Annotated in this window: 15 protein-coding genes; 5 read left to right on the top strand and 10 right to left on the bottom strand. The window is 59.8% G+C overall.

The features are described from left to right. Positions 1-126 precede the first annotated feature (126 nt). Entirely contained in the window at positions 127-663 is a 537-nt protein-coding gene (gene ppa, locus FHS83_RS11070; RefSeq protein WP_167083019.1) for an inorganic diphosphatase, read from the top strand. Between the two features lie 88 nt (positions 664-751). On the opposite strand, the gene FHS83_RS11065 is transcribed toward ppa, so the two are convergent. The 3 genes from FHS83_RS11065 to FHS83_RS11055 all read right to left on the bottom strand — a co-directional run bounded on the left by FHS83_RS11065 (position 752) and on the right by FHS83_RS11055 (position 5,984). Next, a complete protein-coding gene (locus FHS83_RS11065) occupies positions 752-1,342 on the bottom strand; it encodes a hypothetical protein (protein ID WP_167083018.1) in 591 nt (196 codons plus the stop codon). Positions 1,343-1,480: 138 nt separating this feature from the next. Continuing rightward, positions 1,481-4,543, bottom strand: coding sequence for a TonB-dependent receptor (locus FHS83_RS11060; RefSeq protein ID WP_167083017.1), 3,063 nt, complete (start codon positions 4,541-4,543; stop codon positions 1,481-1,483). Between the two features lie 376 nt (positions 4,544-4,919). After that, positions 4,920-5,984 (bottom strand): LacI family DNA-binding transcriptional regulator, encoded by a 1,065-nt coding sequence (locus FHS83_RS11055; protein ID WP_167083016.1) that lies wholly within the window; start codon positions 5,982-5,984, stop codon positions 4,920-4,922. A gap of 298 nt (positions 5,985-6,282) precedes the next feature. Between FHS83_RS11055 and FHS83_RS11050 the strand changes: the two genes are divergently transcribed. Next, positions 6,283-8,577: a glycoside hydrolase family 3 N-terminal domain-containing protein gene (locus FHS83_RS11050; RefSeq protein WP_167083015.1), complete on the top strand. Its 2,295-nt coding sequence runs from the start codon at positions 6,283-6,285 to the stop codon at positions 8,575-8,577. A gap of 59 nt (positions 8,578-8,636) precedes the next feature. Here FHS83_RS11050 and FHS83_RS11045 read toward each other — a convergent pair whose 3' ends face one another. From FHS83_RS11045 to FHS83_RS11020, 6 genes are all read right to left on the bottom strand, one after another. After that, positions 8,637-11,234: a glycoside hydrolase family 3 C-terminal domain-containing protein gene (locus FHS83_RS11045; RefSeq protein ID WP_167083014.1), complete on the bottom strand. Its 2,598-nt coding sequence runs from the start codon at positions 11,232-11,234 to the stop codon at positions 8,637-8,639. A gap of 129 nt (positions 11,235-11,363) precedes the next feature. Next, a complete protein-coding gene (locus tag FHS83_RS11040) occupies positions 11,364-12,755 on the bottom strand; it encodes a TolC family protein (protein ID WP_167083013.1) in 1,392 nt (463 codons plus the stop codon). 5 nt (positions 12,756-12,760) lie between these two features. Further along, positions 12,761-13,627, bottom strand: coding sequence for an efflux RND transporter periplasmic adaptor subunit (locus tag FHS83_RS11035; RefSeq protein ID WP_167083012.1), 867 nt, complete (start codon positions 13,625-13,627; stop codon positions 12,761-12,763). Between the two features lie 9 nt (positions 13,628-13,636). Next, a complete protein-coding gene (locus tag FHS83_RS11030) occupies positions 13,637-13,861 on the bottom strand; it encodes a DUF1656 domain-containing protein (protein ID WP_167083011.1) in 225 nt (74 codons plus the stop codon). After that, positions 13,858-15,852: an FUSC family protein gene (locus tag FHS83_RS11025; protein WP_167083010.1), complete on the bottom strand. Its 1,995-nt coding sequence runs from the start codon at positions 15,850-15,852 to the stop codon at positions 13,858-13,860. Before FHS83_RS11025 ends, FHS83_RS11030 begins: the two co-directional genes overlap by 4 nt. An 8-nt stretch (positions 15,853-15,860) precedes the next feature. Further along, complete coding sequence (locus tag FHS83_RS11020) at positions 15,861-16,316, bottom strand: MarR family winged helix-turn-helix transcriptional regulator (RefSeq protein WP_167083009.1); 456 nt, start codon at positions 16,314-16,316, stop codon at positions 15,861-15,863. 130 nt (positions 16,317-16,446) lie between these two features. Between FHS83_RS11020 and dusA the strand changes: the two genes are divergently transcribed. The 3 genes from dusA to FHS83_RS11005 all read left to right on the top strand — a co-directional run bounded on the left by dusA (position 16,447) and on the right by FHS83_RS11005 (position 21,503). After that, positions 16,447-17,436, top strand: a complete 990-nt coding sequence (dusA, locus tag FHS83_RS11015; RefSeq protein ID WP_167083008.1) for a tRNA dihydrouridine(20/20a) synthase DusA — start codon at positions 16,447-16,449, stop codon at positions 17,434-17,436. Between the two features lie 66 nt (positions 17,437-17,502). Further along, a complete protein-coding gene (locus FHS83_RS11010) occupies positions 17,503-19,851 on the top strand; it encodes a glycoside hydrolase family 95 protein (protein ID WP_167083007.1) in 2,349 nt (782 codons plus the stop codon). Between the two features lie 53 nt (positions 19,852-19,904). Continuing rightward, positions 19,905-21,503, top strand: coding sequence for a glycosyltransferase family protein (locus tag FHS83_RS11005; RefSeq protein WP_167083006.1), 1,599 nt, complete (start codon positions 19,905-19,907; stop codon positions 21,501-21,503). On the opposite strand, the gene FHS83_RS11000 is transcribed toward FHS83_RS11005, so the two are convergent. Continuing rightward, positions 21,500-22,501 (bottom strand): alpha/beta hydrolase, encoded by a 1,002-nt coding sequence (locus tag FHS83_RS11000; RefSeq protein WP_167083005.1) that lies wholly within the window; start codon positions 22,499-22,501, stop codon positions 21,500-21,502. The two genes, FHS83_RS11005 and FHS83_RS11000, sit on opposite strands and share 4 nt — an antisense overlap. Positions 22,502-22,558: the final 57 nt, after the last annotated feature.

Genomic DNA, 22,558 nt, shown 5'->3' with positions numbered 1-22,558 from the left:
AATCATAGATTCCGCTCGGCAGAAATTTGCTCTAGTACGGACCAGCCCTTCGACATCACCGGCCTTGGCAAAGCATTGCTTTGCATGGACGCGGCGCGGGCGGACATTTTAGCGACGAAAGACACCATGCGGATCGACAAGATTGCTCCGGGCAAGAACCCGCCCCACGACGTCAATGTTCTGATCGAAGTCCCCATCGGCGGAGAGCCGATCAAATACGAAATCGACAAGGAAGCCGGCGTCTTGGTAGTGGACCGGTTCCTCTATACCTCGATGCGGTATCCCGGCAATTACGGCTTCATCCCCCATACGCTGTCGGGAGACGGCGATCCGGTGGACGTTCTGGTGTGCAACACCCGCGCCCTGGTTCCGGGCGCCCTCGTCAATGTGCGCCCCGTGGGCGTCTTGATGATGGAAGACGATGGCGGCACCGATGAGAAGATCATCGCTGTGCCCACGCCGCAGCTAACCCTGCGCTATGAGCACGTGCATAACTATACCGACATGCCGGAGATCACCCGCAAGCAGGTCGAACACTTCTTCGAGCATTATAAAGATCTCGAGCCTGGCAAATGGTCGAAGATTCTGGGCTGGGGCGATGCCGCCGCGGCGCATCGTTACATCCTGGAAGGCTTGGAGCGCTGCGCCGCCGAGAAGGGCTGAACCGGCCTTATCGTCCGTAGACGTATTATCAAAAAAACCGCCGCCCCAGCCCGGGACGGCGGTTTCTTCTTTTTTAGGGCGCCGAGCTTCAGTTCTTAGGAAGCTTGGATACGTCGTAACCCGGCCCGAAATTGAGCACAAAAAGCGGTCCGAAATCGACGGTCTGCTGCGCAGACGCAAGTTGCAGCGAAGCTGTCACGGTGTTGGGCGCATAAGCTTTCGCGGCCGTGCCATAGACATAATAGAGCTTCCATTTCGCCCCGATATGCACCGGCGTATCCGCGCCCAGCGCATTATAGGGTGCCGTGTTTTCCTGCAGCTTACCAGTGATGTCTGCGCTATCCGTGCCCGTGGCAGGCGTCTGCACCCGCGCCCAGAAGGCCAGAAGCAGAACATCGCCTGCCGCAACCGGCTTGATCAGCGGGCTCGAAGCGCCTGCATCCCAAGGATGCTCACCCTTACCGCTCAACGTAATGCGTTCTGCCACGCCGCCGGTGATAGCCGGATCTTTGATCAGCTCCGACTTCGCCAGCGCACCATAAACACTCCAGCCCACCGAAGGATCGTTCACCGCCTTCGACATAATATCGTCGGCACGCGCCGGGCCTGCAGCAATGGCGCAAAACACAAAGGCCGATGCCAAGAGGAAACACTTGGCCAAATGTCTATTCAAAATCATTGCTCGTTCTCCCTGTTATTCTGATTTGCCTCAGGTTCAAAAAAATGCCTCCCCGGGGAAAACCCCGGAGAGGCTAAGCGACACGGAAGGGGACGTCCAAATCCTCATCCGCGATTCACATCCCTTTAAATCCGCGCCTTACCACTTGGCGCGCAGGATGACGGAGAACTTACGTTCGCCCTCAACCCACTGGTAATTGGGGTGATAGGATGCACCTCCAACTTGCAGGATCGTGGTCTGGCCGAGCAGATTGCTGGCCTGGACACCAACTTTGTAGTTGTCGGTCAGATCGTACATCACCGAAGAGTCAAGCTGACCATAGGCGCGCTGCCAGACCGGCGTGTTGAGGTTGGCCGCCGAGGCGCTCATCAGATAGCGCGAACGCCAGTTGTAGGCGAGGCGTGCATCGATGCCGTACTTGGCATAGAGCAGAGCCACGTTGGCGCTGTCGTCCGACATCCCTTCCATCGGCAAGGTGGTGTCAGCCGCGTTGCTGATCGTATTGCCGTTGGAGATGTTGCGGATCGCGTTGTGGCCACCGCTGTTATAGAGCTTGGTATAGTTAGCCTGCAGGCCCAGACCGCTCCACGCGCCCGGCAGGCTGTCGTAGAACTGCTGATAGGCGAACTCAAAGCCCTCGAGCTTACCCTTGTCGCCGTTGGCATAACGGGTGAGATAGAAAGTCTCGTTGATGCCGTTGCGGGTGTAAGACTCCTTCACCACCGAGGACATGAAGTAGTTGCTCAGATCCTTGTGGAACAGCGCGAAGGACATGCTGCCGGTGTTGGAGAAGAACCATTCCAGGCTGACATCGTAGTTATTTGCCTTGAGCGGCTTCAGGCTCGGATTGCCGCCCGTGCCGATCAGACCCTGATTGCCGGTCTGGAACAGGCCGCTATCCTGGAAGTTATAGCGCAGCGAGGTGTTGTTCTGCGTGTTGGCGAAGTCCGGGCGGACGATGCCTTGCGAGAACGCGGCGCGCAACTGCAGCTTATCGCTGAGGCCGAAGCGGACGTTAAAGCTCGGCAGCACGTCGGTGTAGTTATGCGACACGCTCGGCGTGGCCACGACCAGGGAATTGCCGTTATTGCCGACGAAAGCGCGGGCTTCGTTGATGTTGGCGCAGTTGGAAGTCTTGGTGGGATCGCATGAACCCACCGCCGGCAGGATCATATAACCGGCACCGCTTTCGCCCTGGGTATTGACGATGCGCACGCCGATATTGCCATCCACCGGCACGTCGAAGCCGAGGAAGCGTTCGTTCAGGAAGTCCACCTGCGCATAGCCGGCATAGGTGTTTTCGGTCTGGTTATTGATACCACCCGAATTGCTGTCAGCCGAAGGCGTGGCGCTGTTGTAGATCTGATTGCACTTGTAGGCGACACCTGTGCAGTTGCCCTGCGCGGCGAGAGCCGTCCACATGCCGGTGATGCCGATGGCGGCATTGCCTGCTTGGGTTTTCTTGATCGTGTCCCAGACAGCCTGGTCGCCTTGCTTGAGGAAGTTGACATCCGGCAGCACGACGTTGGGCAGGGCCTGACCAAAGACGCTCTTAAAGTGATAAACGGAAGCTGCGTTGCTGGCGACCGTGGAGACATCGCCAATCGCGGCGACCATGGACGGGGTCGTGCCATCCTTGCCGAAGACCCAGCCATTCTGCCAGGACTGATAGCTCAAGGGGCCCCAATTCCAACCGGACTGGCGCGTGACGGCTTGCTTCAGATTGGCGCGGAAGCCGAAGCGGACATCCTTGATCCAATCCAGCGGACGGCTGGAGAAGCTGTACTTGGCGTCAGCCTTAGTCGACCACGCATGCGCGTAGTTATTCTCCAGATGGTCCATGGCGGCGCCCCAGATATAGCTCGAGGGAGACGCCAGCTGCGCCACATCGCCCGTATAAGACAGGCGCGGTGTGTTAGTGGAAAGATCGGAAGTGTAGTTGATGACCGGCGCATTCGGGTAGTAGCGGGCGCTGGTCGGCGCAGCGGAGCAGTTGTCGCTCCAATTGTTGGCCGCGAAATAGCACCACTGGTTGTTCTTCACCTTTTCGAAGACGCTCATGTCGTACACGGTCGAGCGGGAATCGACATACTGGGCGTCGAAATTCACTTCAAGAGCGTCGGTCGGATTGTACTTCACCGCCAGAGAATAATTGGCGCTGATGTTATGGCGGGCACTGAAGCGGCTGCCGAAATTGTTGACATCGCTGGCGTTGGTGGCGGCGTTATTGAACGTGCCACCGATGAAGGAGCCCTGGGCATCGTATTTGAAACCGTTCAGGCTGGTCTGATCCGTCGGGATCGTCCAGGCGACCTGATGCTCGTTGCTGCTCGGTTCGGCTTTGGAAAAGAGATAGGTGAAGGTGACATCCAGCGCTTCGGTCGGGCGCCACTGCAACGTGGCATCCAGCGCCACGCGCGGCTGCTTCCAATCGAGACGGCGATTACCGAGCGCTTCGTCCTGCGGGTAACGCACGGTGCTGCCGCCAACCGTCGCCGTGCCGTCAAAAACGCCCGCCGTGACGGTGTTATTGGAGGCGCGAAGATCCTGATAGTCGGCCGAAAGCAAAAGGCCAATTTCACCGATGCCAGTGTGCCAGCGGTCGCTGATGAGGGCGTTGATCGACGGCGCATAACGGCCCGAGATGGAGCCGAAGGTGTAGTCGCCGGACAGGGCGATCATACGGCCATCCTGGTCGAAGGGCTTGCGGGTGTTGAGGTCAACCACGCCGCCAATGCCGCCTTCGATCATCGAAGCGTCCGGGTTCTTATAAACGTCAACGCTGCGCATCAGATTGGCCGAAACGTCGGCGAAGCTGATGGTGCGCCCGTTTACGGCGCCGAAGGTCTCTTCGCCATTGGTCAGCGCGGAAACCCAGGAAAGACCGCGAATAAAGACGCCGTTACCAAAACCAGCCCAGCGGACGGGGTCGGCGACTGCATCGGTGCGTGTAATCTGAATGCCTGGAATGCGCTGAAGCGCTTCAGCCACGCTGCGATCCGGCAGCGCGCCAATATCAACAGCAGTGATGGAATCGACGATTTTATCGGCATTTTGTTTGATGCTTTGGGCCGATTGCAGGCTCGCGCGCATGCCGGTCACAACGACCGTTTCCATGGTGTCTTGCGCAAGAGCTGGAGTGGCGACAGCAACGATCGCGAAAGCCGACGCACCACAGAGCAATAAGTTTTTACTTTTCATGTTTCCTCTCCCCTTCTGTGACGCCGGGGTGGTTGTGCAGCAACGAGGCCGAATGATACGACGCCACTTGACAGCGCTTTCATAAATGGCAACGTTGCTATTTTCCAGTGGTAAATTCCCTTAGGTTCTCTGAATTCGCCACCATAGTGGCTTTTTCGCCGCCAGGAATCTGAGAGAAATGAACGCGTGATCGAAAGATAACGTTATCACGGTTTAAAAACGCGAATTTGTGAGCAATCAAAGATTGAGCTGCAGCCGCGCAGATGTGATCACAAGGAGAAAACAAGCCAAGCACAAGCTTGAATTGAGACAGCGCAATGCATTGATCACCGCAGTGTGATGATCTTCGCGCTGAATGCGATGCAGGAAATCGCTGCTATTTCGAAGACGATGCCGTTGAACCGCGCAGCACAAGCTTGTGTTCAAGCTTTTGAGATGGAGCGGATTCGCCAGTTTCGATTTCGCGGATGAGGAGCTTCGTTGCGGTACGCGCGAGATCGCCTACCGGCTGATAGACAGAGGTCAGTCCTGGCCATAACGCAGAGGCGATGGGCGAGTTGTCGAATCCCGCAATGGAAAGATCTTTGGGAAGAGCCAGGCCAAGCCGATATGCCGCAGTCATCGCGCCCGCAGCAACATCGTCGTTAAAGCATATGATGGCCGTCGGGCACTTGCGGGCGGAAAGAAGACGTTCAGCAGCCTGCGAGCCGAAGCGCATAGAATAAGTGTACTCAACAACGAATTCGGGGCGGACGCGGATACCGGCCTCTTCCATGGCGGCGCAAAAGCCGCGAAAGCGTGCCTCACTCGACTGATGATCTGGTGCGCCCTTTATATAAGCGATGTCGCGATGCCCGAGGCTGAGAAGATGGCAAGTCAATTCGTAAGAGGCGCGCTGGTCATCAATCCAGACATAAGAGGACATGCCAAGGTGAGTGTAAGGAGAGACGCGCACAAACGGAATCTCGAGCTTGCGCAGAGTCTTCATGACGCCAAGCTGGTCGGACAGAGGGGGCACCAGAAGCACCCCATCGAGCTGGGTCTTTGCAGCCATTGCCGCGAGACGCTTGGAAATGGAGCGCGTACCGCTTGGAAAGGCCTCAACGAACAGGCGGTAGCCAGCCCCTTGGCACTCCGTCATCGCGCTGACTTGCAGCCTGTTGTAATAGGACGAAATCGCAAGATTCTCTTCGCCAGACAGCGAAGGGTCTTCGGCTCCAGCCTCGGAGGTTGGCATCAACAGCATGGCAATCAAATGCGAGCGTGCGCTGCGCAGCGAGCGTGCCCAGACATTTGGCTTATATCCAAGCCGGGCGACCACTTCTTCTATGCGCTCGCGGGTCTCTTGTTTGACGGGACCGCTGCCGTTGAAAACGCGCGCCACAGTGCTGAAGGCAACGCCCGCCTCCCGCGCAATATCGACAATAGTGGGCGATCGCATGCCGCTCCCCTAAAGCTGTTCCCCCTGGCGCGCCCTGTACCGGGCTTCATTGACCTCTATCGCAAGTTGGCCCAGTTTGCGAGCGCTACCATGCCCATTCGGCAAAATTCCTGCAGCTTTAGTAAGGGGTACACGCCGCCCCTTTCGTCACGCCCCTGGGGGCGGGCTATTTTGACGTCTCGCCGATCCTTGGCGCTGGCGCAGGGAAAACTTAGAGTGGCTGTAGCTACATAAGCGGCACAGCAAAGACCGTAAGCCTGATTTACCAAAACCCAAAGATTCAGGGGGATTACAGCACATGGAAAAGTCCATCACGCGACGCAGCGCCATGCTCGCTGCGGCACTCACCGCCGCTTGGGGCTCAAGCCCCATCCGGGCGCTCGCCGCAGCCTCGACTGGCAAATCGCCCACTCTGGACGCGCTCTTGGCGCAGATGACGCTGGAAGAAAAAGCCGGCCAGCTCACCTTAATGCCCGCCGCTGTTGATGGCCGTGTGGCGACATTCAATCCTGCCCAGCCCGACGCCTCATTCCAGAAACAATTCGCCGACGCAAGAGCTGGACGGCTGACCGGTCTTCTGAACACCCCCTCGCTGGAAGCGATGCGGATGTTCCAGGATGTCGCCACCAAGCAGTCGCGCCTGCGCATTCCGATGATGTTTGGGGCGGATGTCATCCATGGCTATCGCACCATCTTCCCGGTGCCCCTGGCAGAAGCGGCGAGCTTTGATCCCAGTCTTGCTGAACGAACTTCACGCGTTGCTGCCATCGAAGCGGCCGCGAGCGGTCTTGACTGGACCTATGCGCCGATGGTGGACGTGGCGCGCGATGCCCGTTGGGGCCGCGGCGTCGAAGGCGCAGGCGAAGACGTGCTGCTCAGCAGCGACATGGCGGCGGCGCGCGTGCGCGGCTTCCAGGGCAAGAGCCTGAAGGACAATGACGCGGTTCTGGCCTGCCCCAAACATTTTGCAGCCTATGGTGGCGCCGAAGCAGGGCTCGATTATTCAAGCGTCGATGTTTCCGAACGCAGCTTGCGCGAAGTTTATCTGCCCCCCTTCAAATCCGCCTTTGATGCGGGTGCGCTCTCCACCATGGCTGCCTTCAACGAGATCGCAGGCATACCGGCCAGCGCCAATCCCTGGCTTCTTACCGATGTGCTGCATAAGGAGTGGAAATTCGACGGCTTCGTCGTGTCCGACTGGGGCAGCGATGTCGAGCTGATCCATCACGGCTTTGCCGCCGATGGCCGCGATGCTGCGAGGCTCGCCATCCTGGCCGGGGTCGATATGAGCATGTCGAGCGCACTCTATATCACCCATCTCCCGAGCCTGGTTGCCAGCGGCGAAGTGCCGATGTCGCGCGTGGATGAAGCGGTGCGCCGCATCCTGCATGTCAAAGCCGAGCTGGGCCTGTTCGAAAATCCTTATCGCCGCCTTGATCCCGCACGCGCCAAAACCCGCGTCTTCATTCCGGCCCATCGCGCTTTGGCGCGCGAGGCGGCGCAGCGCTCCATCGTGCTCTTGAAGAACGATGGCGACCTGCTCCCTCTTTCCCCGCAAGGAAAGCGCGTCGCCCTGATCGGTCCGTTCGCGGAAGGTCCGCATGATCTCGTCGGCCCCTGGACGGTATTTGGCGTCGATGCGGAAGCGGTAGATTTGGCGACCGGCCTGCGCCGCGTCATCACCGATCCTGCACGGCTTTCGGTGGTGAAAGGCTCTGACATCGAAGTGCCCATTCCGGGCGGCATAGATGCTGCGGTCGCCGCGGCGAAAAACGCCGATGTGGTACTGCTCGCCATCGGCGAGAGCCAGGACATGACCGGTGAATCCCATTCACGCAGCCAGATCGTCATGCCGCCCGCGCAGCAAGCGCTGGCGGAGGCCGTGGCGAAAACCGGCAAGCCCATTGTAGTGCTGCTCAAGACCGGCCGCAGCTTGGCATTGGAAGGTGCCGTGCTGCAGGCGCAAGCCATCGTGGTGACCTGGTTCCTGGGCACCGAAACCGGCCCGGCTATCGCGGATGTGCTATTTGGCGCAGCGAGCCCCTCGGCGCGGTTGCCGGTCAGCTTTCCGCGCAGCCCCGGCCAGGAGCCCTATCACTACGACCACAAATCCAGCGGGCGGCCGACCACCTCGGAGAAATACGATCCATTCAGGACCAACTTCATCGACACGCCGAACGCTGCCCGCTTCCCCTTTGGCTATGGCCTCACCTATGGCCACATCGCCTATTCCGGTTTCATACAGAGCACGCCGAGCATCACGGCCAATGGCAGCATTGAAGTCTCCGCCATGATCACCAACACAGGCACACGCCCCGCAACGGAAGTGGTGCAGCTCTATACGCGCAAGAATCCGGCCAGCGTCACACAGCCGGTGCGCAAGCTGAAAGCCTATAAGCGCGTGGATCTGAAACCGGGCGAATCCAAAAAGGTCAGCTTCACGATTGCGGCCGCCGACCTCGCCTTCCTGGACCAAAAGCTCCAGCCAACCATCGAGCCCGGCAATTACTTCGTCTGGATCGCGCCTTCGGCCGAGCATGAAGGTGTATCGGGGCAATTCACCCTGACCCGCACAGCCCAAGCCGCGCGCTAAGCCATAAAAAAATGCTGCGGTCCCGGAAAAAGGACCGCAGCATCTCTCTTTCGCGGCTGTTACAGGCTGCCTTGCACGAAGGCAACGCCCTTCACCGGCTGACCGCCGCCGACACTGACGGTAATCTTCGAGGCCGGAACATCCTTGAGCGGGAAGCTCACCACCCGGCTTTCGCCAGCCTTCAAGTGAACGCGCTCAAAGCCCTTCAAGGAGCGGATTTCCTGCCCCGTGCCAGACACATAGAGCTGCACCACCTCATCTCCGTCGCGATTTGAGCTGTTCTTGACCGTGGCAGTAACAGTGGCGCTACTGGCGCTGCGCTCCGTCTTCAGCCCCGAATACTCGAACTTGGCGTAGCTGAGGCCATAGCCGAAGCCATAAAGCGGCTCGCCAGAGAAATAGCGATAGGTGCGCCCTTTCATGGCGTAATCGGTGAAGGGCGGAAGCTGATCGGTGCTCTTATAGAAGGTGACCGGCAAACGCCCCGCCGGATTGTTCACACCGGCGAGTGTCTGCGCGACGGCCGTGCCGGTTTCCTCGCCGCCATACCAGGCGCTGATCACCGCTGCGGCATGCTCAGCCGCATAGTTCACGGCAAGCGCGCTGCCGCTGGTCATCACCACAATTACCGGCTTGCCAGTTGCAATGGCGGTCTGAACCAACTTTTCCTGCGGTTCCGGCAGATCGATGCTGGTGCGGTCGCCACCGAAGAAGCCAGGAATATTGACGTTCGGATTCTGCTCGCCTTCGAGACCAGAGTTGAGCCCAACAAAGACCACCGCCACGTCGGAGGCTTTCACAACCTTCGCCGCTTCGGCCAAGGCGGCAGCTTTCGGCGGGACCCAATTCAAATCCGTGGTGCCTTCTGGTCCATCCTGGCTCAGTTCCACGCGGATGGAATGAGCACGGCCAGCCTCAAAGCTCAGCTTGGCATCGGCGTTGCGCGAGGCCATGCGGCCCATCGGCTGTGCACCCGGAATAGCGCCCGGGCCTTGCACCGAATTAGAGCCGACATCCTTTCCATCGATGAACATGTGAATCTTGCCGCCACGGTTCCACATGTGGGTGCGGGCCGCGAGCAGATACTCACCCGACACCGGTGGGGTGAAGGTGCCGCTCCAACGGATAGAATATTTGTTCCCGGCGATCACCGCTTTCGATTCCGCATCCGCGGAACGGTCACTGAAGTGAATGCGGGATTCGATACGCGTGAGCTTGGGCGTGCCTTTCAGCTCGGCATTGTCGAAATATTCGACCTTGACGCCCGCACCTTTGCCATCCGCCTGCGAGAGCGCCGCGGACGTCACCGGCACCGGTGTTGAATCGGTATAGGCCGCGCCCACGGAATAACGCACCTGCGCCTTGGTGAACTGCTTGGTGATGCCTTCCAGCGGTGTCACCTGCTTGGTGGAGATGCCATTGTAATTGCCCAGCAAGCCAGAGGGATCATCGGCCGACGGCCCCAGCACCGCGATGGTCTTCACATTCGCAGCTAAGGGAAGAACGTTCTTATCGTTCTTCAACAGCACGATCGCCTTGTTCTCAGCTTCCAACGCCAATTTGCGATGCGCGGCAGAATCGTTCTCGGTAATCGGAATCGACGCATAGGGCACGCGTTCCACCGGATCGAACATGCCAAGACGGAAGCGCGCGACGAAATCGCGCTCCAGTGCGCGGTTGATGTCTGCTTCGGAGATGCGCCCCGCCTTCACCTCTGCGGGAAGAGTTTCGTATTCCGTGCCGCAGGAAAGATCGGTGCCGGCTTTTACGGCCGCGACCGCCGCCTCGCCCATGGTCTTGGTGTATTTGTGGGTACGGAAGATATCGTCGACCGCGCCGCAATCCGACACCACATAGCCGTTAAAGCCCCAATCCTGGCGCAGCGTCTTCTGCAAGAGATCGGCGGAGGCGCAGCCCGGCACACCGGCAACGGAGTTATACACACACATCACTGACTCCGCCTTACCCTCGGTCACTGCTGCACGGAAGGCCGGAAGATAGGTGTTGTTGAGATCGTAATCGCTGACGCGTGCATCAAAGGTATGGCGCTGCGTTTCAGGGCCGCTATGGACGGCGTAATGCTTGGGCGTCGCCACGGTTTTCAGATAGCGCGGATCATCGCCCTGCATGCCCTTCACAAAGGCAACGCCAAGACGGCCGGACAGATAGGGATCTTCGCCGTATGTTTCCTGGCCACGGCCCCAGCGCGGATCGCGGAAGATGTTGATGTTGGGCGACCAGAAGGTCAGCGCGATGTCGGTCGGCAGAATGCCCTGGCGCGGTGGCACTCCGTTGCGGATCGCTTCATGAAATTTAGCGCGCGCCTCGGTGGAGATGACATCTGCGACGCGATGAATGAGATCTGGATCAAAGGTCGCGCCAAGGCCGATGGCTTGCGGAAACACGGTGGCATGCCCATTGGCAACGCCATGCAGCGCCTCACCCCACCAGTTATAACCCGGCACTCCCAGGCGCGGGATGGCAGGCGAGGTGCTCTGCATCTGGAGCACCTTCTCATCCAAGGTCATGCGCGAAACAAGGTCCGCCGCGCGGACCTGCGGCGAGAGATCAGGGTTCTTATACGGCGCCTCCTCCCCCTTGGCTGAAAGTGAAAAGAGTAAGACCGACGAAACGGCAACGGCTGCACGGACGCGCATATTTCTCCCCATATTTGGTTTTATTGTCTGAGTTTTTGATACCGCCTTTCCCGCGCGCGTGCAATTCGAAGCTGCGATGGGGGCCGCCTTCGCGCTCACATTTTCGCTACCGGAACAAGATTGCTGGGACTACCAGCCGCCGCCGAGCACTGCGAAAAGGCTGATTTGGTCTGCCGCCAGCCGCGCCTTGCTGGCCGCGACGTCTTGCTCCGCCTGCAAGTGATTGCGACGCGCCAGCAGGGTCTCAGTGAGGCTCTGCCGCCCGCGCTGTTGCAGCGCGATGCTATCGGCCGCAAGGCGGGCCTGCGCCGCTTCAGCCCTTTGCCAATCCCCGTTCTGGTCCAGATCGCGGCCGTAAGCTGAGAGCGAAATTTCTGCATCGCGCAAAGCGTTGAGAACCGTGCGGTCGAAAAGCGCGAGTGCAGCCTCATCCCGTGCCTCGGCGGCACGGATGCGGGCTTCAACGGTACCGCGCTGCGGAAACTCCCAAGAGATCAGCGGCCCAATGGAATATTTGTAGGTGTCGCTATCGCCAATGTTCTTCAACAGACCGGTCGATCCACCGCTGATGCCCAGAGTGATGTGCGGATAAAGGTCGGCCATCGCCACGCCAATGCGCGCGGTCGCAGCTTTCAGCCCCGCCTCAGCTTCACGCACGTCGGGTCGACGCTCCAGGAAAGCGCGGCCATCGCCGACAGGAACAGGGGCCTTGAGCTCAGGTACGGCGTGGCAGCCCATCACATCCGGCGGGATATCGCTGCCCATCAGAGCCGCCAGCCGATAGGCAGCCTGTTTGCGCCGGGCTTGCAGAACCGGCAGCGCCGCTCTTATCCGCCAAAGCTGCGCGTTATAGGTCTGGCGCGTATTCTCCGCCGCCCGGCCCGATGCCGTCAGGCGCGCATTCACGGATTTCAAGGAATCCTGAACGGAGATCATCTCCTCGGCCAAATCGAGCTCACGCCCCGCCGCGCAAACATCGAGGTAGCTCCGGCTCACTTCTGCAACAACCCCAATGCGCACCGCATCATAAGCGGCACGGCTGGCCTCGCTCTCGGCCTTCGCCGCCTCTATCGCGCGCTTGATTTGGCCCGCGAGATCGAGGTCATACGAGAGCCCGCCGCCCAGGCTATAGACAAAATCCGATGGCAGGGCGTGGCCGAAAATCAAATGTTCTTCGGCGGAAAGCTGGCCATAAGAAACACCGCCGCCGAGTTCGGTTTGCGGCTTGGCGCGATCAGCGATTTCCGCCTTATACGCTTCGGCGCGCTTGATATTGGCCGCCGCGATGCGCAAATCGGTATTGTTACGCAAGGCTTCCTCGATCAAACCGTCCAGCGTTTTATCCTCGTAGAGGTGCCACCATTTGCCGGGCATGTCCTCCTTCGAGACCGCGTGCGGCAGTGTCTCCTTGAAATCGCGTCCCACCTTCGCATGGGCGGAGTTCTCGGGCCGTAGATAATCAGGGCCAGCGGTGCATGCACCGAGCGCCAGAGCGGAAAAGAGAAGAGCTAAACGGCGCATGATCCTCACCGGTCCCGCGGCAGAACATCAACGGCCGCCGTGCGGCCAAGTACGAGCGCCATATCGCGCGGCGGGTTCTCCAGCGCGACCCGCACCGGGATGCGCTGCGCCAAGCGGATCCAGCTGAAGGTCGGATTCACATCGGCGAGAAGATTTCCGCCCGTAACCCGGTCCCGATCTTCGATACCACCGGCAATGCTTACGACATGGCCTTTGATCTCGCCGCTCTCGCCCATCAACCGCACGCGCACCGGATCGCCCACATGAATACGGCTGATTTTAGTTTCCTCGAAATAGCCGTCCACATGAATGGAGTTAAGCGCGATGAGCGCGAAAACCGGCTTGCCCGCGGAGGCATAGGCGCCTGGCAACAGGCTGAAATTGGAGATCTTGCCGTCGACGGAGGCGCGCACGCTCGCACGATCGAGATTAAGCATGGCGGTGGAGAGCTGAGCTTCGGCTTCATGCACCTCTGCCGTCAGCGCATCAACTTTGGCATTGCCCTGCTCGACCTCTTCTCTGGCGACGAGGCCACTCAGCCCGGCATTGCGATGCGAAACGCGCGCGGCCTGCTGCAGCGCGGCCCTTTTTGCGGCCAAAGCGGCCTTGGCTCGCTCCACCTCCAGCGCAAAACGCTGGCGGTCGATTTCGAACAACACCTGCCCGGCTTTTACATGCTGGTTATCCGCAACAAACACCTTTGTGACCAGCCCCGAGACATCAGGTGTAATCAGCACCACGTCAGCCCGCACCTTGCCATCTGGCGTGCGCGGGTAAACTTCGTAGAAGCGCCACAGACCAATCACGGTAACGATCGCGGCAATGACAAACAGGGTGGTGACGGCGCCTTTACCGATCCGAAGCCAGTTCATGAACACACCTTACGCAAACGCGCCGGACAACAGGCCGGGCACAAACATCCAAACGAAAATGCCATAGAGCAGAAAGAACACCGCCATATCGAACAGGCCGGGATGCCAGACAAAGCGGTAAAACCCAGCGCGATTGATCAGCAGGCAAACGGGCCGTGACACCAGAATGGCGAAGATCAGGGCCAGCATGTAGGGGTGGATCAAAACGCCAAACACGGCATAATCAGAGATCATGCGCTCGCCTCCAGTGGGAAGAGATTGCAGCGAAGTCCCGTCAGGGCATTCGCGATAGCCTTGCGCAAACGATTGGCGGGCATAGCGGAGACCGCGGCGAGCCCTTCCTCAACATCCCGCAAAAGCCCATATGGCGGCGGGAGGGCCTCAACCTGACGGGCTTGTGCGGCGAAATGCTCCGCTAACGCAGACATCAGCGTTTCGCCACGCTGCGAATATTCAGCGGGCAAATGGGCGAGCGCTCGCCGCAGCCGGATGACGTTCAGCCCGGTCCGCATCCCAATCATGGTGTTGACGGAGGCGTAACGCGGACTCGATTTGATGATATCGGTGTAAGGTGCCAAAAGTCCGATGCGATCGACCATCAAACTGATCCAGGCACTGCTCGATATGCGCTTGTCGCCGCGGGCGATGTCGGCAATGTCGGTCGCCGTGGCCTGTAAAACAGTGTGGATGCGCCGATGCGCGCTCACATTGCGCAAGATGCGCGTCGCGGCGACCACACCCGCAATACCGACGAATTGCGCCACGTTCCAATTCAAGAAAGCCTGGAAATCCGGCTGGAAATGGCGCGTAAGGGTCAGGCTTCCGCAGAACGGCACTATGAAGGATAGATATTTCAGACCGCCTGGCTGGGCGAGCAGCACACCTGCAGTCAGCAAAACCGGCGCGAGCACAAGGACAAGGCCGACAAAGCTATGGATGTTGGGAAATATCGCGAAGAGATAAATTCCCGCCACGACACTGGCGAGCGCCGTATTATAAAGCGAGGCCTTTTGCGCAGGTACAGGATTGGCTTGGCTGGCAAAAAGGCAATAGGTCACCGTGCCCATCATCACCGCAGTGCCGCCATCCGGCCAGCCAGAGACGATCCAAAGGACCGATCCCAGAAAGACGATGCCTGCGCAGGATAGCGCGGAATAGAACGCGTCCAACTTATCGGTGTGCAGAACGCGCGCCTGCTTGCCGGCGCCCGGCCTGACCGCCTTCAGCGCTTCGCGATCTCCCATCGTGGTGACCAGCTTGCGGCAGGAGGCATATATATCGACAAGCTCAGACAGCCGTGTGGCAATATTGAACAGCAGCATTTCCCGCCAGGACGGATTTCCTTCGAGCTTTTGAAGGCCATGACAGCGCTTTTTCAGGACCGCCACCGTTTCACTTGGCGCGGAGGCGTGCATCCAATGAGAGATGTCCGCCAGCAACATCGTCAGACGCTGCGGCAGCGGCCCGCTCTTCTCCAGCATCTTGAATCGTTCTGACAGGCCCGTGATCAGCGGGAAGAGCCGGATCAGCTTTTCCTCGACCGTGGCGATGATCTGCCCAAACTGCTGCGGCTCATGGGTATCGAACGGCACATTGGTGGCCATCATGTGCAGCTCGGTAATATCGGCCGCCAAGCGCAAACGCCCGCGCCGCCGCACTGCGTCCTTCTTGCGGGCAAAGGTGTCGGTGCACCAGGAGGTGAGATCGTCCACGGCCTGGCCAAACCGGTCCGCCAGGGAAAGGCGCAAGCTGCGCGGGAAGAAAACCGTGTGAAACAGCATCGAGCAGATAATGCCGACGCAGTTTTCTTCAACGCGCGAAACCCCTACATCGAAGGCTGTGGCGGGCGCGCCCACAATCGGAAACCCAATAAAGGCGGTAGTGAAGCCTGCCAGCATGAAAATGTAAGAGCGCGGCGTGCGATCCAAAAGAGAGAAATACAGGCACACCCCGACCCACAGCGCGATTGCTAGCGATAAAAGCACGGGCGCGCTGGACAAGGGCGGAACCAGAAACACCATCGCCGCCGCACCAATCACCGTTCCGGCAATGCGAAACAGCGCTTTGGAGTGGAGCGCCCCGCTGAATGGCTGCGCCGTGACATAGGCGGTCATCATCGCCCAATAGGGCCGGTCAAGATCGCAAATGAACGAAACAGCGAGCGCCAGCATGGCAGCGCCAAAGCTATTGGCCGAAAAGACCAGTTCTCGCCAACCGATACGCATAGAGGGCACTACTTCACACGCGGCTTCTGCGCCGCGAGAGCGCTCTGCAAACCTTCCAGCACCCGCAAGCTGGCTTCGACATCTGCCGGATCAATCCCCACGAATAGACGCTGGCGAACACCATCGAGTACCCGCCGCGCCTCTTTGGCGAGCGTCACGCCGGCCGGCGTCAGTTCGATATTGTTGACGCGCTTATCCTCGGCATCCTGGCGCCGGGTAATCAATCCCGCCGCTTCAATCTGCTTGAGCAGCGGCACCATTGAGGCCGGCGCCACATCAAGATGATCGGCAAGGAATTTCTGCGAACACTCGGCCCGCGTTTCACTCAAAAGCATCACTACCATCGCCGTGGAATGCGACAGGCCGCTCCGCTCCAGCTCCTCATTGGCATACCGCCGATACGCCTTGCTGAGGGACATCATGCGAAAAACAAATTCTCGCTTTGATTGTTTGACGCTGTCCATGGGGGCGAGCTCAAATATAATTAGGTACCTAACTAATTGTTCTGGTATCAGCCCACCCCGCCTTTTGCAAGCCGTAATCCTCGGGATAATATGTCCCCCATTGATACAACCCTTGTAAATCCTTGTGAAAATGCCCGAATTATCGCCCCTCTCGCATCGTTTTTGTGTCGCCCCCATGATGGAGTGGACGGACCGGCATTGCCGTATGTTCCACCGCTTCCTGTCGGCCAACGCCCTGCTCTACACCGAGATGGTCACGGCACAGGCGGTGATCCGCGGCGACCGCGAGAAGCTTTTGGGCTTCGATGCGCGAGAGCATCCGGTAGCGTTGCAATTGGGCGGCTCCGATCCGGCCCTGCTCGCCGAAGCCGCAAAAATCGGCGAGGATTACGGTTACGACGAGATCAACCTCAACGTCGGCTGCCCGTCGGACCGGGTGCAATCAGGTAAGTTCGGTGCCTGTTTGATGCTGGAGCCAGAGCTGGTAGCGGAGTGTGCCGCTGCGATGCTAGCGAAGGTGAAAGTACCGGTCACCATCAAGTGCCGTATCGGGGTGGACGAGCAGGAGCCCGAGATCGCGCTACGCACCATCATCGCGGCCTGCAAACAAGCTGGCGTCAGGATTTTCGTGGTGCATGCCCGCAAGGCCATTCTGGGCGGGCTATCGCCACGCGAAAACCGGGAAATCCCGCCGCTCGATTACGAGCTGGTCTATGCTGTGAAGCGCGAGAACCCTGATCTCAAAATTGTGATCAATGGCGGGATCGCCAGTCTCGAGACGGCCGAGGCCTGCCTACAGCATCTCGACGGCGTCATGTTGGGGCGTGCGGCCTATCAAGATCCGTCCATCCTTGCTGAGGTCGATGCCCGGCTTTTCGGTGGCGCGCCGGTTTCGCTAGACGAAGCGATGGCGAAATTCCGCGATTATGTGGCCGAAAAACGCGGCCAAGGCGTCCCGCTCAACGCTATGACCCGGCATATCCTCGGCGTCTTTCACGGCAAGCCGGGGGCGCGCGCCTTCCGCCGTCACCTCTCCGAGAACGCCACCCGTTATGAGGCGGGTGTGGAGGTTCTGGACGCGGCTTTGGCGCATCTGAAAACACCCGTAGCGGCGCTTTAGTCGCCGGGGCATTTCTCGGACAAGTGTGCTATATCCCCAGTCAACAAAAACACTGGGGAGACATCCATGACCTTTTCCCGCCGTATGGCGATGCAGATGACGGCTGCCTTTCTTGGCAGCCTCAAGGCCGCGAGCGCCCTTACCCCAACGACGCGGGAAAAGCTAAGCGATCTGACGCTGTGGTATGAGCAGCCCGCCGCCGAATGGGTGGAAGCCATGCCCATCGGCAATGGCCGCCTGGGCGCGATGATCTATGGCGGACCGAGCGAGGACCGTATTCAGCTCAATGAATCCACGCTCTGGGCTGGAAGCCCCTATCAGCCCGCGCATAAAGGCGCCGCCGCACATCTGAAGGAAGCCCAGAAGCTGGTCTTCGAAGGCCGCTATCGCGAGGCGCAGGATTTCATCAATAAGGAGATGATGGCTGAGCCGCTGATGCAGCTTTCCTATCAGACCGTCGGCAGCCTTTTGATCAATGACGAATGGGCGGGACCCTCACTGCAGTACCGGCGCAGCCTGGACCTTGAAAGCGCGGTGGCGCGGATCGAGTTTGTGCGCGACCGCAAGAATTTCGTGCGCGAATATTTCTCCAGCGCCGTGGATCAGGTGATCGTGGTGCGTTTCAAGGCGGATGCCCCGAAGGGCATGTCTTTCGCCATCGGCTTCGAAAGCCCGCAAAAGACCAATGTCGCGATGGATGGAAATGATCTCATTCTGCGCGGCGTCAACACCGACCAGCAAGGCATCCCTGGTAAGCTCCGCTTCAATGCCCGCGTGCGCATGCTGAACGAGGGCGGCAGGCTGATCAAAACCGACAAGGGCCTGCGCGTTCAATTCGCTGATGCCGTGACGCTGCTGATCGCGATCAATACCAACTTCAAGCGTTACGACGATATTTCCGGCGAGCCGGAAGCACTTGCCAAAGCCGCCATCGAGAAAGCCGCCGCCAAGCCTTATGAAAAGCTCCTGGCCGATCACATCGCCGATTATCAGCGCCTGTTTGGCCGCGTGAAGCTGGACCTTGGCCGCAGCGCGGTGGCCGATCTTCCCACCAACAAGCGCGTTCACGCCGATGCCTTGGAATCCGACCCCGCGCTGGCGGCGCTCTATTACCAGTTCGGGCGCTATCTGTTGATCTCCTCCTCACGTCCGGGCGGACAAGCGGCGGGCCTGCAAGGGCTGTGGAATGAGAGCCTGAACGCCCCCTGGCAAGGCAAGTACACGATCAACATCAATACCGAGATGAATTACTGGATCGCCGAGCCCGGCAATCTGCCCGAATGCGTCGAGCCGCTGCTGGCGCTGGTGAAGGACATCGCTGTTACCGGCCAAGTCACCGCCAAGGAGCAGTACAACGCGCGCGGCTGGGTCGCCCACCACAACACCGATATCTGGCGCGCAACGGCGCCGATCGATGGGGCGCAATATGGCACCTGGCCTATGGGTGGGGCTTGGCTGTGCGTCCAGCTTTACGATCACTATGATTACAGCCGAAATGCCGCCTTCTTGAAGGAGTTGTATCCTTTGATGAAGGGCGCTTCGCAGTTCTTCCTCGATACGCTGGTGGCCCATCCCAAACATGGCTGGATGGTTACCAACCCGTCGATGTCGCCCGAGCATGATCACCCCTTCGGCACCACGATCTGCGCTGGCCCCGCGATGGATACGCAAATCCTGCGCGATCTCTTTGATTGCACCGCGGCGGCGGCAGCGCAGCTTAAATCCGATACCGCCTTCGCGGCGGAGGTAAAGGCGATGCGGGCCAAGCTGGCGCCGGATTTGATCGGCAAGGCGGGACAGTTGCAGGAATGGCTGGAAGATTGGGATATGGACGCGCCTGATATCCATCATCGCCATGTCAGCCATCTTTATGGGCTGTTTCCCTCATCGCAGTTCAACGTTTACGACACGCCGAAGCTGACCGATGCCGCGAAGAAGTCGCTCGAGATTCGTGGCGATGAGGCGACCGGCTGGGGCACGGCGTGGCGGCTCAATTGGTGGGCGCGACTGGCCGATGGCGAGCATGCCTTCAAGATCCTGAAGTTCCTCGCAGGGCCGGAACGCACCTATCCCAATATGTTCGACGCGCATCCGCCCTTCCAGATCGACGGCAATTTCGGCGGCGCCAATGGCATTTCCGAAATGCTGCTGCAGAGCTTCAACGGCCAGATCATCGCCCTGCCCGCGCTGCCGAAGGCTTGGCCGAATGGCTCGCTCAAAGGTGTGCGGGCACGCGGCGGCGTTACCGCCGATTTATCCTGGAAAAACGGCGCGCTGGAACGGCTGACCCTCACCGCAAATGGCAAACAGTCCTTCACCCTTCGCTATGGCGGCGAGGCTTTGCCGGTCACGCTGGGGGCCAAGAAGCCCGCAAGTTTCGGCCTCAAGGCGGGAAAACTCGCCCTTCTGGCCTGACAGTTGACGGGGCCGGGGCGCCCGCCTAACCAGGGGTCATGAGGCAGAACTCCATGACCCCGCGCGTGGCCACGAAGGCGAAAATCTGGCTGGCGACGATGTGGCGCGATCCCTCGCTGGAGGGGACGCTCCGGCGCTCGCTCATCCTCCTTGCCCTCGTCACCGCCCTGACGGCTTGGTTCAGCCAGACCTTCTTCTTCCCGGACGAGCACTTCCAGATCCTGGAATACATGGCGATGAAGCTCGGGCTTACAAGCCCGGCGGAGCTGCCTTGGGAATATGCCGCCAAGGCGCGGCCCTTCTTCCAGCCGTTTCTCTATTTCCTCATTGCCAAGCCGCTCACGCTGTTAGGGCTCGATCCCTTCGCGTTGATGTTCGTGCTCCGGGCAGTGACGGGCGCCTTCTCGCTCTACGTCTTGGCGGTCTTCGCCCGCTTCCTGATTAGCGATCTTTCCCGCCCCGGCGCGCGCATGGCCTATGCGCGGCTGCTGCCCTTCATGGGCTTTCTGCCGTATCTGTTCGTCCGCACCGCATCGGAGACGGCCTCGGCGGCGTTCTTCGCCTTGGCGCTAGTGGTGGCGGTACGCGGCAAGGATCGCCTCGCGCCGCTCTTCTGGGCTGGGTTGTTGTGCGGGGCGGCGTTTGAATGCCGCTTCCAGGCAGCCCTCCTGGTGCTGGGATTGTTCGCTTGGTTAGCATTCCAGGCCCGGCTGCATTGGACAAAACTTGCGGCCTTCATCGCGGGCGGGCTTGCGGTTGTCGCCATCTCGGCCCTGATCGACCGTTGGGGCTATGGCGTGTGGTGTTTCCCGCCGTGGAACTATGTTGACGTCAATCTGATCCAGGGCGTCGCCTCGCGAGTTTTCGGCACCTCGCCGTGGTTTGCGTATTTCTATCTCGAGATCGGCACCATCTTCGCGCCCATCACGGCAGCTCTGATGATCGCCATGGTGATCGCGGTGATCCGCAACCCGCGCCATGTCATCATTTGGGCGACGGTGCCATTCTTCCTGGTGCATTGCCTGATGGGGCATAAGGAAGAGCGCTTCCTGTTCCCGCTGGTCTATTTCTTCACCGCTTATCCTGTGATGGCCTTCGCGCCAGGGCGCCCGTTTCCCGTTTTCGAGCGGGTGTGGGCTTATCGCCAATCCTTCGCCGCCAAGTTCGTGCTCTGGACCGCCGTCGTGGCGATGGTGTTCCTGGCGCTTTATCCCTTCGGCCTGCGCCCGCATATGCGCATGGCGAAGTATCTCTATCGTCATTTCCCAAGCGGCTTTCAGGGCTTCAGCTATGAAGCGGACCGCTTCGACAATTACCCGATGGTGCGGCCTAAGCCTTATCGCATCGACATTCTCTTTGATCGCGCCGATCTGGAAGCCCAGCTGAAGAAGGGGCCGGTGTATCTGATGACGGATTATCCCGCGCTGCCGCCGGTCGCGAAGGGCGTAAAGGCGGAGCTGCTGTACTCCGAATATCTCTTCGCGAGCTCACCGCAATCGGCCATCGCGGCGACGAAGTTTCTCTGCGCTTATGCCGATATGAAGCGCAAAGGGCCGATCCATCCGCCCAAGCTGCGCTTCCTGACGCTGTATAAAATTGAGCCCGGACAGGGCAACACGCCAGTCGCCCCGTGCAAGCCCAATTGGGATTAGCCCTTCACCCAGCCGCCACGCCGTGCCCAGGTGAGGAACAATTCCGGCCAAGCGGCGCAGGTCTTTCCTTGTGCCTGACGAATGCCGAAGCCGTGACCGCCCTCCTGGAAGGCATGCATTTCGACCGGCACTTTGGCATTGGCGAGGGAGAGATACATCGCCACGGAATTGCCGATAGGCGGCACCGCGGTATCGTCCTGCGCAAAGGCGATGAAGCTGGGCGCGGTATCGGCGGCCACCCGCATCTCACAGGAATAATGCGCGATCGTCTCAGCGCTTGGCGCGTCGCCGATCAAGGCTTTGCGCGAGCCCATATGCGCGGCGGCCGACATGGTGATGACCGGATACATCAAACCGGCGAAATCGGGGCGCGCGTCCAGCGCATCGGCAGAATCGATGGGCGCATAAACCTTCTCGGCAAAACGGGTGGCGAGCGAGGCGGCGACATGTCCGCCTGCGGAGAATCCCATCACGCCGATGCGCTTCACATCGAGGCCGTAATGGTCCGCATGGGCGCGGATCAGGCGCAGCGCGCGCTGGGCATCTTGCAACGGCACATCGGCGCCATTCTTCCAGCCTTCCGCCGGCAAGCGATAGCGCAGCACAAAGACGGTGATGCCCGCTTTGTTGAAATAGCGCGCCGTCTCGAAGCCTTCCTTGTCGAGCACCTCGCGGACATAGCCGCCGCCCGGCGCCATCAAAATGGCTGAGCCATCGGGCCGCTCGGGACGGAACACCGTCAGCAAGGGCGTGCCGACCTTGTGCACGAAGCGATCATGAAAAGCGTTGATGTCGGTGGAACGCTCCACGATCTCGTTCGGCAGTGAAACGCCCTCGCCGCCCGGCGGCGTGCCCGGCCAGAGCGGGATCGTTTCGGTGGGATCGGTGGAAAGTGCACCGCTGGCATTCATCGCTTCGGCCTTTGCCTTTTGAGTGGAAAGCGCAGCGGTTGCAACCGCGCCCAATACCATTTGGCCCAAGACTGTGCGGCGTTTCATGATGCACTCCATTTTCCTGCAAGATGGCTTGCGCCGCGCGGCGAGGCAAGTTGAACT

The sequence above is a fragment of the Rhizomicrobium palustre genome, from assembly GCF_011761565.1.
GTDB classification, from domain to species: domain Bacteria; phylum Pseudomonadota; class Alphaproteobacteria; order Micropepsales; family Micropepsaceae; genus Rhizomicrobium; species Rhizomicrobium palustre.
Note: the sequence above shows the minus strand (reverse complement) of the source record. Positions and strands in the feature narration are given on the sequence as shown.